This window comes from Streptomyces sp. DI166 (assembly GCF_900091315.1).
Lineage (GTDB): Bacteria > Actinomycetota > Actinomycetes > Streptomycetales > Streptomycetaceae > Streptomyces > Streptomyces fuscus.
In genome coordinates this window covers 18,344-33,571 of the sequence record NZ_FLSP01000043.1, presented here as the reverse complement: position 1 = coordinate 33,571, position 15,228 = coordinate 18,344, and the positions used below count along the sequence as shown (strand labels likewise).

At 72.9% G+C, this 15,228-nt stretch carries 13 protein-coding genes and 1 pseudogene; 5 read left to right on the top strand and 9 right to left on the bottom strand.

The window, feature by feature from the left end:
* Positions 1–107: 107 nt before the first annotated feature.
* The 4 genes and pseudogenes from GA0115233_RS21360 to GA0115233_RS21345 all read right to left on the bottom strand — a co-directional run.
* Positions 108–362, bottom strand: a pseudogene (locus tag GA0115233_RS21360) (hypothetical protein); the annotation flags it as partial.
* 97 nt (positions 363–459) lie between these two features.
* A complete protein-coding gene (prcB, locus tag GA0115233_RS21355) occupies positions 460–1,314 on the bottom strand; it encodes a proteasome subunit beta (RefSeq protein WP_093721875.1) in 855 nt (284 codons plus the stop codon).
* A gap of 151 nt (positions 1,315–1,465) precedes the next feature.
* Positions 1,466–2,425, bottom strand: coding sequence for a lysylphosphatidylglycerol synthase domain-containing protein (locus GA0115233_RS21350; protein WP_093721874.1), 960 nt, complete (start codon positions 2,423–2,425; stop codon positions 1,466–1,468).
* Positions 2,422–3,909 carry a hypothetical protein gene (locus tag GA0115233_RS21345; RefSeq protein ID WP_093721873.1) on the bottom strand — a complete coding sequence of 496 codons (1,488 nt, stop codon included), beginning with the start codon at positions 3,907–3,909 and terminating at the stop codon, positions 2,422–2,424. The genes GA0115233_RS21350 and GA0115233_RS21345 overlap by 4 nt, the downstream gene beginning before the upstream one ends.
* 186 nt (positions 3,910–4,095) lie before the next feature.
* Between GA0115233_RS21345 and GA0115233_RS21340 the strand changes: the two genes are divergently transcribed.
* The 3 genes from GA0115233_RS21340 (at position 4,096) to GA0115233_RS21330 (ending at position 5,599) form a co-directional block, all read left to right on the top strand.
* Complete coding sequence (locus tag GA0115233_RS21340; protein ID WP_093721872.1) at positions 4,096–4,749, top strand: nucleoside/nucleotide kinase family protein; 654 nt, start codon at positions 4,096–4,098, stop codon at positions 4,747–4,749.
* Between the two features lie 95 nt (positions 4,750–4,844).
* The gene (locus GA0115233_RS21335) at positions 4,845–5,288 is read left to right on the top strand and encodes a DUF6325 family protein (RefSeq protein ID WP_176711886.1); all 444 of its coding nucleotides are present in this window, start codon (positions 4,845–4,847) and stop codon (positions 5,286–5,288) included.
* Positions 5,289–5,305: 17 nt separating this feature from the next.
* The gene (locus tag GA0115233_RS21330) at positions 5,306–5,599 is read left to right on the top strand and encodes an SHOCT domain-containing protein (protein WP_093721871.1); all 294 of its coding nucleotides are present in this window, start codon (positions 5,306–5,308) and stop codon (positions 5,597–5,599) included.
* Here the strand turns inward: GA0115233_RS21330 and GA0115233_RS21325 are convergent.
* From GA0115233_RS21325 to GA0115233_RS21305, 5 genes are all read right to left on the bottom strand, one after another.
* The gene (locus GA0115233_RS21325) at positions 5,550–7,418 is read right to left on the bottom strand and encodes a hypothetical protein (RefSeq protein WP_093721870.1); all 1,869 of its coding nucleotides are present in this window, start codon (positions 7,416–7,418) and stop codon (positions 5,550–5,552) included. The two genes, GA0115233_RS21330 and GA0115233_RS21325, sit on opposite strands and share 50 nt — an antisense overlap.
* 7 nt (positions 7,419–7,425) lie before the next feature.
* On the bottom strand, positions 7,426–8,304 hold the full coding sequence (locus GA0115233_RS21320) for a carbohydrate ABC transporter permease (protein WP_093721869.1): 879 nt from the start codon (positions 8,302–8,304) through the stop codon (positions 7,426–7,428).
* Between the two features lie 24 nt (positions 8,305–8,328).
* A complete protein-coding gene (locus GA0115233_RS21315) occupies positions 8,329–9,312 on the bottom strand; it encodes a carbohydrate ABC transporter permease (RefSeq protein ID WP_093721868.1) in 984 nt (327 codons plus the stop codon).
* A 44-nt stretch (positions 9,313–9,356) separates the two neighbouring features.
* Positions 9,357–10,688 carry an ABC transporter substrate-binding protein gene (locus tag GA0115233_RS21310; RefSeq protein WP_093721867.1) on the bottom strand — a complete coding sequence of 444 codons (1,332 nt, stop codon included), beginning with the start codon at positions 10,686–10,688 and terminating at the stop codon, positions 9,357–9,359.
* 266 nt (positions 10,689–10,954) lie between these two features.
* On the bottom strand, positions 10,955–12,070 hold the full coding sequence (locus GA0115233_RS21305) for an ROK family protein (protein ID WP_093721866.1): 1,116 nt from the start codon (positions 12,068–12,070) through the stop codon (positions 10,955–10,957).
* Positions 12,071–12,292: 222 nt separating this feature from the next.
* Between GA0115233_RS21305 and GA0115233_RS21300 the strand changes: the two genes are divergently transcribed.
* Entirely contained in the window at positions 12,293–13,201 is a 909-nt protein-coding gene (locus tag GA0115233_RS21300) for an N-acetylglucosamine kinase (protein WP_093721865.1), read from the top strand.
* 69 nt (positions 13,202–13,270) lie between these two features.
* Positions 13,271–15,202, top strand: a complete 1,932-nt coding sequence (locus tag GA0115233_RS21295) for a phosphatase PAP2 family protein (protein WP_093721864.1) — start codon at positions 13,271–13,273, stop codon at positions 15,200–15,202.
* Positions 15,203–15,228 lie beyond the last annotated feature (26 nt).

Genomic DNA, 15,228 nt, shown 5'->3' with positions numbered 1-15,228 from the left:
CGGTGAAGGGGACCGCCTCGCCCCGGTCAGGCGGTTCCCTCGCCCACGATGTGGACGGCGGCCTCCTCGGCGGATCCGGTCTCGTCCTCCTCGACGGCGCCCGATCCCTCCGGGGCCTCCCGGGCGAGCCGTTCGTCCAGGCTCTCGCCCTGGTGCTGCTCGGCGGCGGTCGTGCCGTACTCGGTGACGCCGAGGGGATGCTCGGGCGGGGAGTAGCCCGCGTCGAGGACATCGTCGTAGGACGGTTCACCGACGGTGTTCTCGGGGTCGAGGGGCGTGGCGTCCTCCTGCTCCTCGTTGCCGCCGGTGGGTTGGTAGGTGTCGTCCGCCATCGGCTCGGGGGTGCTGGGGTCCGGGGCCATCACGGTCTCCCTCGTCTCCGGGCGCGGCCGGTCCGCCGCCTCACGCACCGCGTTTCCCGTTCCGCGCCGGTCAACCACCCGACCGGGTACGCCCAGGTCAAGGGGTGGCGACGGGGCCGTCCGGGCGGTCGCGGCGGGCCTCGACCAGCTCCCGGCTCAGCTGCTCGGTCTCGGCCTCGGAGAGCCGCTCGAAGCCGTCCTCGGTGATGACGGAGACGATCGGGAAGATCCGGCGGCCGAGGTCCGGGCCGCCGGTGGCGGAGTCGTCGTCGGCGGCGTCGTAGAGCGCCTGGAGCGCGGCGAGGGCCGCCTCGCGGCGGGACATGCCCCGGTGGAACAGCTTCTTCAACGCGCCGCGGGCATACGGGGACCCGGACCCCTCGGCGTAGAAGTCCGTCTTCTCGTACAGGCCTCCGCCGATGTCGAAGGCGAAGATGCGGCCCCGTTCGCCCTCGGGCCGGGCCGGGTCGTAGCCGGTGAGCAGCGGGACGACCGCCAGGCCCTGCATGGCCTGGCCGAGGTTCTCGCGGATCATGCTCGCCAGGCGGCGGGCCTTGGCGCCGAGGGTCATCGGGACGCCCTCGATCTTCTCGAAGTGGGTCAGCTCCACCTGGTACAGCTTCACCATGTCCACGGCGAGGCCGACGGTTCCGGCGAAGGCGACGGCGGTGTAGTCATCGGCCGGGTGCACCTTCTCCAGGTCGCGCTGGGCGATGAGGTTTCCCATGGTGGCCCGGCGGTCCCCGGCGATGAGCACGCCGTCCCGGAAGGTGAGGGCGAGCACGGTGGTGCCGTGCGGCACCCGGTCCGGGTCGGCGAGCATGCCGGCCGGCAGGACGCGGCGCGTGCTGAGCAGGTCCGGCCGGTGGGCCGCGAGGAACTCCGTGAATGAGGAGGACCCCGGTGTGAAGAACTCCTCGCCCAGTCGCCCACCGTACTCGTCCTGCGTCATGGCCCTCCCCCTCGTCCGCCGTCCGACACCCGAAGTCCTACCAGACGCGGGGACACGGGAAACTCCGTTCGGATCACAGAGCCGCGCGCCGGACCGGCCGTCCCCGGCAGCGTCACAGCGCCTTGCGCCGGACCGGCCGTCCCCGGCAGCGTCACAGCGCCTTGCGCCGGATCAGCACTCCCAGCACCAGCAACCCGGGCACCAGAGGCAGCCACACCGTCAGCAGCCGGTATCCGAGCACCGCCGAGGCCGCCGACGCGGCGGGCGCCCCCGACGCGGCCAGGGCCAGGGCGAGGGCCGCGTCCAGGGAGCCCAGGCCGCCCGGGGTGGGCAGCAGGGCGGCGGCACTGCTGGCGGCCAGGTAGAGCAGGGCGACCTTCAGCGGGGGCAGGGGCAGGGCGACGGCCTGGGTGACGGCGACGAGGACCAGGCAGTGCAGTGCGACGAAGGCGAGCGAACCGCCCCACAGGGCCGCCGCCCGCAGCGGCCGGGTGTGCACGGCGCGCAGGTCGGCGAGGGCGGTGCGGCAGACCCCGCGGCACCGCTGCCGCAGCGGCCCGGCGAGCAGCGCGGTCACCGTCGCCACGGCGAGTGCGGTGAGCAGCACGGCGGTCGGTCCGGGTGCGTGGCGCGGGAGGTCGAGGACGCCGGGGCAGGCGACGGCGAGGCAGGCGATGAGGACCGCGCGGACCAGGACTCCGGCGGTGCCCTTGGCCGCGACCGCGGTGGCCGCGCGGGCCGCCGGAAGGCCGCAGCGCATCAGGAACCGCAGGTTCACCACGCCCGCGCCGAGTCCGACGGGCAGGACGTGGTTGGCGGCGGAGGCGGCGAACTGGGCGGCGACGAGCCGCCCTCGGGGCAGCCGTTCGGGCACCGCGCCCTGCTGGGCGAGCGACGCGCACAGCCAGGTGCCGATCGCCGCCGTGCCCGCCAGCAGCAGCCGGCCCTGGTCGGCGACGGCGAGCCGGACGGCGCCGGACTCCAGCACCGGCCAGTGCCGCCGGGCCAGCCACCCGGCGGCGACGAGGACGGCGACGGCGAGGGCGGTGTGCCAGTAGGCGCCCCGTCTTCGGGTGGGGGTGGGGGTGGCGACGAATTGCCCGGGCGTCATGCGGCCCCGCCGTCGCGCGGGGCGGGCGCGATACGGACGTCCATGTTGTCGAGGCGGTGCAGTGGCCAGTCGCGCGCGTAGGAGGGCGGCGCGGCGCCGGGCACGCTGAGTACGGCGACCGGTTCCCGGCGGGCGGTGCGCAGGATCTCCGCGCGTGTGGTGTTGGCGTTGTTGCCCCGGACGGCGCCCGAGGCGCAGCCCGCGTAGTAGGCGACCGGGATCGCCTCGTGACCGGTGAGCAGACAGGGCGGGCGGACGCCGAGGGAGCGCATCGTCGCGACGTTGCGGGCCCAGGAGCCGTGGTGGGCGACGGTGCGGTCGACCATGCGGTCCAGGACGGCGTACTGCACGGCGAGATGTCCGGCCAGCGCGACCGCGAGCACGCCGGTGGCGAGCGGCCGCCACCGTCCGGCCGGGGTCCTGACCAGGTGCCGCAGCCCGTCGGCGATCGGCACGGCGAGCAGCGCGTAGGCGGGGGTCAGGAAGCGGGGGGCCGCGTAGCCGATGAGGAACAGGTACGGGAAGGCGGCCGTGGCGGCGCAGGCCAGCGGGATCAGGGTGCGGGCGGTGCGCCGGGCGCGTACCGCGACGGCCAGCCCGAGCAGCGCCAGCAGCGGGAGCGTGAACCACCACACCATCAGCACCGGCTCGGGCATGGATCCGGTGCACGGCCGGCACAGGGTCCGCCCGGCCATGCTGCGCATCTGGTCGTCGACGGCGATGTTCCAGCCCAGCCCGCCCTGCACGCGCGACGCCTCGTTGAGCCTCTCGCGCAGCCCGCCGTAGGAGGTGTACGCCTCCACGACCCAGGGGAGGGCTCCGGCCAGCAGGCCCGCCGAGGTGACGAGGCCGAGCCGCCAGTGCCGTCCAGCGAGAGCGACGGCCAGCAGGGGCAGGGCGACGTACACGGCGTCCGTCGGGCGCATCAGCGCCATGAGGGCGGCGCCGAGGGCCGTGCCCCACAGGGCCCGCCGGTCCAGGCGGGCGCGCAGGAAGCAGCCGACCGTGAGCAGGGCGCCGAGGGCGACCCAGAGGTTGGGCATGGCCTGCGGGCCGTAGTAGAGGGTCACCCACAGGGTGGCGAACAGGGCTCCTCCCCCGGCCAGTACCAAGGTCGGGAACAGGCCCCGCCAGGCGCGCAGGGCGAGGAAGAGGGCGAGGCCGGAGAGGACGGCGAGGAAGACGCGCAGCAGGCCGGTGGAGGACGACCAGAGCGTCACCGGTGCCACGAGCAGGGAGATCCCGCGGGCGCGCGGCGCGCTGAAGAAGGCGGCCGGGGCCCGGTCGCTCACCTGGCTGACGTAGACCGTCTCGTCCCAGCCGAGCCCCATGTCCGGCCGTACGAGCAGCAGTTGCGCGGCGGTGAAGGCGCCCGCGACCAGGGCGAGCGGCGTGTTCCCGCGCATCAGGCCGGACCTTGCCGGGGCGGCCGCCGCATCGTGCCGCCCCGCGCCTACGAGCGTGGCGTTCGTGCCGTGGGACATCGTCCACCCCTGCCTGGAAGGTCCACCCGTGCCCGGAAACGGATAAAACAGGGACAAACTAACGTGGTTCGGAGAAGGGCGCAGTGTCGTGTTCGGCCACCTGCCTGACGGGCGGCGCACCGGTGCCCGCACGGCTTCCCCGCAGGCCCGGAACATGCGGGCGCGGCCGGATGAAAGACTCTGGCCGTGCCCCGGACATTCGACGACCTCCTGGCCCGTGCCCGCGCCCTCACCGCCTCGGGACAGCGCGCGCTCCTCGGCATCGCGGGCAGCCCGGGCGCGGGCAAGTCCACCCTCGCCGAGCAGCTGGTACGGGAGCTGAACGCGGACGGCTGGCCCTTCGCCGCCCACGTCCCCATGGACGGCTTCCACCTGGCCGACGCCGAGCTGGACCGGCTGGGCCGCCGCGACCGCAAGGGTGCCCCGGACACCTTCGACGCGGCCGGGTACGCGGCGCTGCTGCGCCGGCTGCGCGAGGAGCCGGACGGGGAGGTGGTCTACGCGCCGGGCTTCGAACGGGAGCTGGAGCAGCCCCTCGCGGGCGCGATCCCGGTGCCCCCGGCGGCCCGCCTGGTGGTGACCGAGGGCAACTATCTGCTGCTGGACACGGGCGCCTGGGCGCGGGTACGGGCCGCGCTGGACGAGGTGTGGTTCTGCGAGCTGCCGGAGGAGGAACGGATCCGTCGCCTGGTCGCCCGGCACGAGCAGTTCGGCAAGAGCCCCGAGGCGGCGCTGGCCTGGTCGCTCGGCACGGACCAGCGCAACGCCGATCTGGTGGCCGCCACCCGCGGGCGCGCCGATCTCGTCGTCCCGGCGACGGCCGTGCCGCGGCCCGTGTGACCTCCCCCGGCCGAAGTGCGTCGATCCCGGGCCGGTGCTGCAATTGAGTCGAGGGGGCGTCACGGGGGGCATACGTGAGCACCGGGAGTGGCACCGTGAGCGACGAACTCGAAGACGTGGGCCCGATCGACTACCTGGTCGTCGAGTTCCCCGGCAACCGGATGACGGGTGAGAACTTCCCGCTCCTGGTCGACCTGGTGGACCGCGGCATCATCCGGATCCTGGATCTGATGTTCGTCCGCAAGGAGGAGGACGGCACGGTCAGCGGTATGGAGATCGCCGACCTCACCGGGGACGGCGCGCTGGATCTGGCCGTCTTCGAGGGCGCCTCGTCCGGGCTTCTCGGCCAGGACGACCTGGAGGAGGCGGCGAGCGCGCTGCAGCCGGGCAGCAGCGCGGGCATCCTCGTCTACGAGAACCGGTGGGCCGCGCCCTTCGCCGCCGCCCTGCGCCGCAGCGGCGCCCAGCTCGTCGCCTCGGGACGGATCCCGGTGCCCGCCCTGGTCGCGGCCCTCGACGCGACCGAAGACGCCTCCTGAACCGAAAGGGATCAGTCATGCCAGGTCTTCTCCGCGGAATGGCGCGCACCGCCGTGGTGGCCGGAACGGCGACCGCGGTCTCCAACCGGGTCAGCCGCCGCCAGGCGGGACGCTGGGCGGCACAGGAAGCCCAGTACGCCGAACCGCCCGCTCCCCCGCCGGCCTCGTACGCCGCACCGGCCGCGCCCCCGGCGGCCCCCGACATGACCGACAAGATCGAGCAGCTCAAGCAGCTCGGCGACCTCAAGGCGCAGGGCGTGCTCAGCGAGGCGGAGTTCGAGGAGCAGAAGCGCCGGGTGCTGGAGGCGTGAGCGTCAGCTCCGGTTCCCCGGCGGCGTCGCCCGCCGGGTCGCCGAGCAGCGCCGTGAACTCCGGTGTGCGTACGGTCAGTCCGGCTTCCGTCCGCTCGAAGCGGACGGTGAGCGGGCCGGTTCCGCCGTAGCGCACCGCGAACACGTGCAGACCGGTGGGCGCGTCGGGCGCGGGTTCGGCCTCCAGGGCGCTGGAGGCGAGCAGATGGCTCCAGCCCTCGTCGGGGCTGCCGTAGCCGCGCGGGTCCGCAGCGAGGGCGAAGGCCGCCTGTTCCTGGGTGCGTTCGGCGCGGGTGTCGAAGTGGTCCGGAGTGTCGGACTCGGGGTGGGTCAGCCGGAGTCCGCCCGCCGCCGTCACCCGGTGGGCGGCGGTCCTGCGTACGCGGTCGCCGTCGTCGGCCGCGTACGGGAACCCGGCGAGCAGGTACGGCTCACCGGGCAGGCGTTCCACGGCCACGGTCAGCCACAGACAGGTGCCGTCCGTGACGTACAGCGAGCGCACCTGGCGCAGCACATGGTCGCGGCCGACGACCGGCTTGGTGACGAGCTTCGCCGCCAGGCCCGCGGTGCGGGCGTCGCGCACCCGGACCACGCCCATGGGGCGGCACAGCAGGAAGCCGTCGACGACCGGGCCGATACCGTGCTGGCGGCCGACCGCCGCGGGCAGGTAGTAGGTCCCGGCCGCCTCGATCAGTGACGGGGTCATCCGGCTGTCGAAGGCCACCGAGACGCCGTCCGCGCGCAGTTGGTGCCGGTGGGCCGCCCGGGAGGGGGCGCGGTGCCAGGGCGTGGTGTCCTGGATCTGCCACACCAGCATGAACGCGAAGTGCCCGTCGATCCCGCCGTCCGGCTTCACCGCGTACCGGCCCCAGCGGCTGTCCCCCCGGTAGCGCCCCAGGTCCGCGCCGACGCGCCTGCCGAAGTAGCGCAGGCCCAGGACCGCCTCGAAGCCGGAGTGCTGTTCGCTGTAGCGCGGGCCGCCGATGTCGAAGCCGCCCGCGGTCAGCCGGGCGTCGAGGTAGCGGGCGAGGGTATCGCCGTCCTCGGCGAAGACCGGCTCGCCGCTGACCCGGTGGGCCTGCGCGAGGAAGGACAGGGAGATCGGGCCGTAGTTGTTGTCGTACGCGCCGCCGTGCTCGGGGGGCAGCAGCGCGCCCCGGTCGCGGACCCGGTGGGCGCGGATCTCCTCCTCGTACAGGCGCAGCGCCCGGCCGCGCACCTCCGCGGCGCGCCCGCCGTCCAGGTGCCCGGCGAGCATGAGGCCGCCGACGACGGCGCCGATGGCCTGGTTGCCGGCCTCCTGCGGGTTGAAGAAGGTCGCCTCCGTCAGCCACCGCCAGTAGCCGTGGCCCAGCTCGACGAGTTCGGTGCGCAGGGCGTCGTCGAGCAGGTCCTCGGCGGTGTCGAGGACGTTGACGAGCTGGAGCAGCGCCCACACCGTGCTCGGCCAGTCGCCGATCGGGTGCGCGCCGGGCTCCAGGACGTAACGGGCGTACGGGAGGCCCGAGTCGCGCACCTTGAGGTTGGGGTAGCCGGGGTTGTCCTCGGTGTACACGCGCTCGCGCAGGTGGAAGCGGACGCCGCGCAGTACCGGCTCCGGCAGCCGGGGGTCCTTGGTGCGCCGGTGTGCGAGGGCCAGCAGGGAGGTGACGCCGAGCGAGGTGTCGCCGATGTCGTCGAGGGCGTCGGGGTGTTCGAGGCTGCCCTCGGGGGTGAGGCGGGCCAGGGCCTGCTCGGTGATGTCGCCGAGGACCTCGTCGTAGGCCTCGGGAGTGTCCGGCAGGTCGTGCAGCGGGCCGCGCTGGTGCGGAAGGAACATACGGTGCTCAGCCCTTCATGCCCGAGGTCGCCATGCCCTCGACCAGCCGCTTCTGGAAGATCAGGAAGCAGATGAGGGTGGGCAGCAGGGCGAGGGTCGACATCGCGAACATGGCGCCGTAGGAGGAGCCGCTGGTCTGGTCGAGGAACAGGGTGAGACCGAGGGGCACGGTGAACTTCTCGTTCTGCTGGAGGTAGACGAGCTGGTGCAGGAAGTCGTCGTAGGTCCAGATGAAGGTGAAGATCGTGGTGGTGATCAGGGCCGGCTTCATCAGCGGCAGGATGATCTTCCAGTAGATCTGCAGGGGGTTGGCGCCGTCCATCATCGCCGCCTGGTCCAGCTCGCGCGGGATGGAGCGGATGAACTGGACCATCAGGAAGATGAAGAAGGCGTCCACCGCGAGGAACTTCGGCACGATCAGCGGCAGATAGGTGTTGATCCAGGTCAGGTTGTAGAAGATCGTGTACTGCGGGATCAGCACCGCCTGGGTGGGCAGCATCAGCGTGCCGAGCATCAGGCCGAACCAGATCTTCTTGCCGCGGAACTCGAAGCGGGCGAAGGCGTAGGCGGCCAGCGAGCAGGAGATGACGTTTCCGATCACCGCGCCGATCGTGACGATCAGCGAGTTGGTGATGTAGAGGGAGAAGGAGTTGCCGGAGCCGCTCCAGCCCTCGGAGTAGTTCTCCGGGCGCAGTTCGTTGGGGATCAGGCCGGGGTGGGTGAAGATCTCGGTGTCGGGCTTGAGCGAACTGCTCAGCATCCACAGCAGCGGGTAGAGCATCACGACGGCCACCCCGATCAGCAGGGTGTGCGTGAAGATGCGGCGCGGGCCGGTCAGCGAACGCAGGCGGGCCAGCGGCGAGGCGTTGGGTGTGATGGCGGACATGGGGTTGCAGGCTCCTCGCTCGGCTCAGTCGTCGTAGTGGACCCAGTAGCGGCCGGCGATGAAGTTGACCGCCGTGAATCCCGCGATGACCAGGAACAGCACCCAGGCCAGCGCCGAGGCGTAGCCCATCTGGAGGTCGGTGAAGCCCTTCTTGTAGAGGTAGAGGGAGTACAGCATGGTCGAGTTGAGCGGTCCGCCCGAGCCGTTGCTGATCACGAACGCGGGGGTGAACGTCTTGAACGCGTCGATGATCTGGAGGACCACGTTGAAGAAGACGATCGGGGTGAGCAGCGGCAGGGTGATCCGGAAGAAGCGGGTGACCGGGCTCGCGCCGTCGATCGCGGCGGCCTCGTAGACGTCCTTGGGCAGTTGCTTCAGTCCGGCCAGGAAGATCACCATCGGGGTGCCGAACTGCCAGACGGCCAGCAGGACCAGGGTGTAGAGGGCGGTGTCGGGGCTGGAGATCCAGTCCTGGCCCTCGATGCCGAACCAGGCGAGGAAGTCGTTGAACAGCCCGTCACCGCCGAAGACCTGCCGCCACACGATGGCGATGGCGACGGCACCGCCGAGCAGGGACGGCAGATAGAAGGCGGCCCGGTACAGGCCGATGCCCTTCAGATCCCGGTTGAGCAGCATCGCCACGGCGAGCGCGAGCGCCAGCTTCAGCGGCACCGACACCACGACGTAGACCAGCGTGGCGTGCACCGAATCCCAGAAGACCGGGTCGTCGGTGAACATCCGCTCGTAGTTGTCGGTGCCGGTCCACTGAGCCGGGGTGAGCAGGTCGAAGTCGGTGAAGGACAGGTACAGCGAGTCCAGCATCGGGTAGATCGTCAGCCCGAACAGGCCGACGAACCAGGGGGCCAGGAAGAGGTACGGCCACCATCCCCCGCCCCGCCGTCTGGCGAGGCGGCGGCGCATGCGGTCGCGTTCCCGCCGGTCGGACGGGGTCGACGGAACCGACGGTTCCGATGCGACCGCATCGGTCTTCGCAGTGGTCGTACTCATGTCTCCCTGGCCCTCTCCGGGTGTCTGTGCTGCGCGGTGCGGGCTCAGCCGCCCAGAATGCCCGCCGCCTGGTCGAAGAACTCACCGAGCTGCGCCTTGATCGACTTCTTTCCGAAGGCGATCGCGAGGTTCGACTGGAACAGCAGGTCCCAGATCTGGTCGGCGCCCTGCGGCGGAGCCGGCGGGGTGGGCAGGGCGTCACTCGCCGCGGAGACCCGCTTGGAGATGTAGTCGGCCATCTCCATGTTGAGCTTGTCCGTCTCGCTCAGGCCCGAGGCGATCAGGTCGCGGGCCTTCTCGGTCGGCGGGATGCCGCGGAAGAGCTGCATCGCCTTGATGGCGGTCTCGTCCTGGGCGAAGAACGACATGATCTTCACCGAGTCGCCGACCCGCTTGCTGGACTTGGTGGCGCTCAGCAGCACTCCACCGTTGACGTAGTTGCCCTCGCGGGCACCGGACCAGTCGCCCTGCGGGCTGGGCAGGAAGTCCAGCTGCGCGTCGGTGACCGAGCCGCCGGCGCCGTAGACGCCGATGTCGAAGGTGAACAGGGCCTTGCCGATGACGACCGCGTTCTTGGTGAGGTCGTTGTGCGCGGCGGAGGTGATCGCCGGGGGCGGGCAGGCGTTCAGCTTGCGCATCTCGGCCCAGTACTCCCACCACCGCTGGAGGGTCTCGGGGCTGAAGCCGACGTTCTTGCCGTCCTCGGAGAAGAAGGTCTCGCCGTGCTCGCGGGCGTAGATCTCGAACGCCTGCAGGGAGCCGCCGCCGACGTCGTCGACGCCGTGGATCTTGCCACCGCTCTTCTTGTAGACGTCCTGGGAGATCTTCCTCAGGTCGGCCCAGGTCCACTCGCGGTCGGGGAGCTTCAGCCCGAGGTCCTCCAGGCCGGAGCGGTTGACGGTGAGCTGGTTGACGCCGATGCCGGAGGGCACGCCGTAGAGCTTGCCGTCGACGGTGCCCGCGGCGAGCAGCGTCTTGGAGAAGCCGGTGAGGTCGAGCGACTTGCCGACATAGGAGTCGAGCGGGGCGAGGACGCCCTTGCGGGCGTACTGCGCGACCAGCGCGGTGTCCATCTGCAGCAGGTCGGGGGCGCTGCCGCCGGCGATGTTGGTGTTGAACTTGTCGAAGTATCCGTCGTACCCGGAGTAGGTCTCCCGGATCTTGACCTTGGGGTTGTCCTTCTGGAAGGAGGCCAGCGCCTTCTTGTAGGCGGCGTGCCGGTCGTCGCTGCCCCACCACGTCATGGTGAGCTCGCTGCTGGTGCTGCCGGCTCCGGTGCCGCCGCCGCAGGCGCTCAGGGCGCCGCCGAGGCCGCCGACGACGGCGAGGCCGCTCGCGGTGCGGAAAAGGGTTCTGCGCGAGATCTGGTGACCCACCGGGTCCTCCCTGGATGTGCGTGACGGATCGCCCGCCGGTACAGGCGGCTCGGGATCCTCGTGGATGGCGCGTTCCGGTGCCGCGACCTCGCCCGGTCGCGCGGCCCTGACGGGCGGGGTGCACGGCGTTCGTCCCTGCCGTGTCCGGACGAGCACGCCCTCGTCCGGAGCGCCGTACGCGGTACGGCGCGGTGCCCCGCCCTGAACCGGGTCCCGCCGGTTCAGAAAGCGCTTGTCCGGACATTGGCAGAAGCGGCCGGAGTCCGTCAATGCCTGCCCGTGCCGACGCCGGTCACGGTTTGGATTCCGCGGGCCACCGCGAGCCGGGTCGCCCCGACGACGGTGCCGCTGTCCCCGAGGGCGCTGCTGACGACCTCGGTGGGCCAGCTCAGCTCGGCGAGCGCGGTCCGGACACCGGGCAGGAGCTGCGGGTTCGCGCCGACGGCGCCGCCCAGCACGATCAGGCCCGGGTCCAGGACGGCGGAGACCGCGGCGGCCAGCCGTCCGATGTCGGCGGCGTGCCGCCCGACCATGGCGAGGGCGGTGGCGTGCCCCTCGCCGGCCAGCGCGAACAGCCGCTCGGCGGTGCGCGGGCAGGGCCCGTCGCCGTCCCGCCACGCCTCGGCCGTACGCCGCAGCAGCGACCGCACGCCGATGTGCTCCTCCAGCGCCTCGCGGCGCGGCTCGCGGGACTCGTCCCACGGGAAGGGCAGCCGCGCGACCTCACCGGCGGCGCCGTTCGCGCCGCGCAGCACCCGGCCGCCGATGACCACACCGAGACCGATGCCGACGCCGATGCGCAGGTAGCCGAAGGTGTCCCGGCCGCGGGCCGCGCCTTGGTGCAGTTCGGCGAGGGCGGCGCAGTTGACGTTGTTCTCCAGGTGCACGGGAACGCCCGGGGGCAGCGCCACGGCCACCTGGTCGTAGACCGGTCCGGCCTTGGCGGTGGCGGGCCGCATCCGGGTGCCGTCGCGGGTGGTGACATCGCCGACGGCGACCACGATGGTGCGCAGCGGGGCGTCGGCGGGCAGTTCGGACAGCACCGCGCGTACGGTCCCGGCGGCCTCGGCGCGGGTGCCGTCGCCCTCGGCGAGCAGGGTGCCGTCGAGGGCGCAGCCGCGCACCCGGGTGCGGTCCGGGCCGAGGTCCACGGCGAGGACGGCGCCGGCGGCGGGGCCGAGCCGGTAGACGGCGGCGGAGCGGCCGATCGCGCCGGCCGCGGTGCCGGAGTGGGCGGCGAGTCCGGCCGCCTCCAACTCGGCGACGGCGGAGGACACGGTCGGTTTCGACAGTCCCGCGTCCGCCGCGAGCCGGGGGCGGGTGGCGGTGCTCGCCCCGGCCAGCACGGCGAACACCGCACGCGCGCTCTCGCTCAGGTCCATGGTCTCCCCAGATCGTGCTGTGGCCGTCCGGTCTCGGTGCGGCGCTTGACGCACCCTACTTCGTTAGTTAACTTCCTAACGAACTCCGGCGGTACTCGCCTGCCGCACCCCTTCGAAGCCCGTCCCGGGGCTTCCCGACCGACTTCCCCTGTCCAGGCGCGGTTCGCCCGCCGTCGCAGACAACAGCACCCCTGCTACGACTGCAACGACGAAAGAGATCCCGTGCAGGACTCTTCTCTCCTGTCCCCGCTCGTGGTCGGTATCGACGTGGGCGGCACCAAGACGCATCTGCGCGCGGTCGCGGGCGCGGACCTTGTCGCCGACCGGGTCCGGGCGAGCACCGGCTGGCGGCCGCACGACCCGGTGGCCGCGGCCGACTGGCTCGCCACACTGATCGCCGACGCCCTGCCGACGGGCGCACGCCCGGGCGCCGTGGCGGTCGGCGGACACGCCTGCGAGACCCCACGCCAGTGCGCCTGGATCATGTATGCGCTCCAACTCCACCTCGACGCTCCCGTGTTGGTGGTCGGCGACGCCGAACTCCTCGTCCCGGCCGCCGGTCTGGAAAAGGGCGTCGGTCTGGTCGCGGGCACCGGCTCGGTCGCCGTCGGGCGGCTGCCCGACGGCAGCCCGCTCCAGGTCGGCGGCTGGGGCGCGGTCCTCGGCGACGAGGGCGGCGCGGCCGGGCTCGTCCGGGAGGCCGTACGGGCCGTCTGGGCGGCGCACGACCGCGGGGAGACCCCGGACGCGCTGGCCGAGGGGCTGACGACCGCGTTCGAGGTGGCCGAAGTGCCCGCGCTGGGTGCCGCGTTGGAGTCCGCCGAGGATGTCTCCGCCGACTGGGGCAGCCGCGCGCCGGTGGTGTTCGCGGCGGCCGAGGCCGGTTCCGCGCTCGCCCGTTCCGTGATCGCCGAGGGCGGCCGGTCGCTGGCCGGACTCGTACGGCGACTCGCCGTGCGCGGCGCCGCGGTGGACGACGTGGTGGTCGCGGGCGGCACGATCCTGTCCCAACCCGCGCTGTACGACGCCTTCGTGACCGCGCTCGCCGATTCCGTTCCCGGGGCACGGCCGACGCGGCTCACCGTTCCGCCGGTGCAGGGGGCGACAGCCCTTGCCCATTCGCTCCTTTGATCTCTGAGGCTCCGTCACTTCCGTTTCCTCTCCCGGCCCTTGGGCCGAGGACTCCAGAGAGGCAGTCGCATGCCGTCCACCGCCGGGCCCCGGCCCCTCGCACCGGTCCGTGAAGCCGCCCTGAACAGAAGGGGGTTCCTCAGGACGTCCCTGGGCGCCTCGGCCGGGGTGCTGGCCGCGCCCACCTTCGTGACCTGGCTCGCCGCCGCGGACGCCAAGGCCGCCGTCGCGCTCCCCGCGTTCGTCGACGACTACCGCAGCAACATCGCCGCGAACCTCACCCCCGAGACCAACGCCGTGGTCCGCATCCTGGGCGGCTTCGCCGAGGTGTGGAAGACCGGCGACGCCTGGAACACCGGCACCCCGCTGCTGCCCGAGGTGCTGCGCGCCAACGTCCGGCACTGTGTGCGCGTCACCACGGCGCGCACGGACGAGCAGGCGAAGGAGGCGTTCGTCGTCGACCGGCAGCACCAGAGCTACGCCATGATCGCGGGCCTGGGTCCGCTGGCCGAGCTGTACCGCACCGGCGCCAAGGCGGTCACCTCGATCACCAGTGCCCCCGACGGCACCCCGCCCGGCCGGATCAGCGACGCCCTCCCCGCCGACGCCCCGGCCGGGTCGGCGCTCGGCGCGGGTTCGCACAGCTCGGAGCTGGGCAAGGTGGCCGAGCTGGTGGACACCGTGCGCGGCCCGTTCGCGTCCGGCAACCCGGCCAAGTTCGCCCACCAGTACCCGCGTCCGTGGCGGCTCAACGCCGCCAGCGAGGTCGTCGACACCGGCCGCACGGACGAACTCGGCTATCCGGTCTACGAGTCCGAGGTCGTCGTCGCCCCGCAGTTGCTGCGCCAGCGCGGCACCGACCCGGCCGAGGACGGCGGTTTCCCCAGCGGGCACACCAACGCCCTGCACCTGGCCGGTCTGGCGTACGCCTACGCCGTACCGGAGCGGTTCCAGGAACTGGTCACCCACGCCTTCGCGCTGGCCGACACCCGGATCGTGGCCGGCATGCACTCCCCCGTCGACGTCGTCTCCGGACGCGTCATGGCCACCGCGCTCACGGCAGCCGCCCTCTGCGACCCGGCCAACGCCGAGCTCAAGGCCGCCGCCCGCGCCCAGGCGCTCGCGTACTTCCGGGAGCGGACCGGCACGGAGGACCTGTACGCCTACGCCCACTCGGCCGGCCCCGGCACCGACCCGTACGCCGACCGGGAGGCCAACGCCCGCTCCGTGCGCCCTCGGCTGACGTACATCCTCCCCCGGCGCGGCCGCGACGTGCCGCTGACCGTGCCCAAGGGCGCGGAGGTGCTGCTGGAGACGCGGCTGCCGTACCTGGACGCGGCGCAGCGGCGCGCGGTGCTGCGCAGCACGGCGCTGCCGGCCGGGTACGTCCTGCTGGACGGGTTCGAGCAGTGGGGACGGCTGAACCTGTTCGCGGCGGCGGACGGCTACGGCGCCTTCGACTCCGCGGTGACGGTCACCATGGACGCGGCGGCGGGCGGCTTCCACGCGGCCGACAGCTGGCGCAACGACATCGGCGGTCGGGGCTCGCTGACCAAGCGGGGCACCGGGACGCTCACCCTGACGGGGAGCAACCGCTACTCGGGCGGGACCGTGGTGGAGGGCGGTGTGCTGGTCGCGGGGTCCCGGGACGCGCTGGGCCGCGGTGATGTGCGGGTGGCGGGCCCGGGGACGCTGCGGGTGGCCTCGGCGGCGCGGGTCTCGGGCTCCTACGCGCAGGACTCCGGCACGCTGGAGGCGACGCTGAGCGCCGGGTGCGGGCCGGTGCTGCGGGTGGAGCGGCGGGCGCGGCTGGAGCGGGGCAGTGCGCTGGTGCTGCGGCTGGACGCCGAGCGGCCGCCCGCCGAGGGCAGTACGGTGCCGGTGCTGCGCGCGTCGGCGCTGCGCGGCCAGTTCGACCGGATCGAGCTGAACTCCGAGCGACTGCGGGCCGTACCCGTCTACACGGCGGACGGTCTGTCGGTACGACTCCGGAGGCGGTGACACCGCTTGGGGCGGGAGCTGGTGCA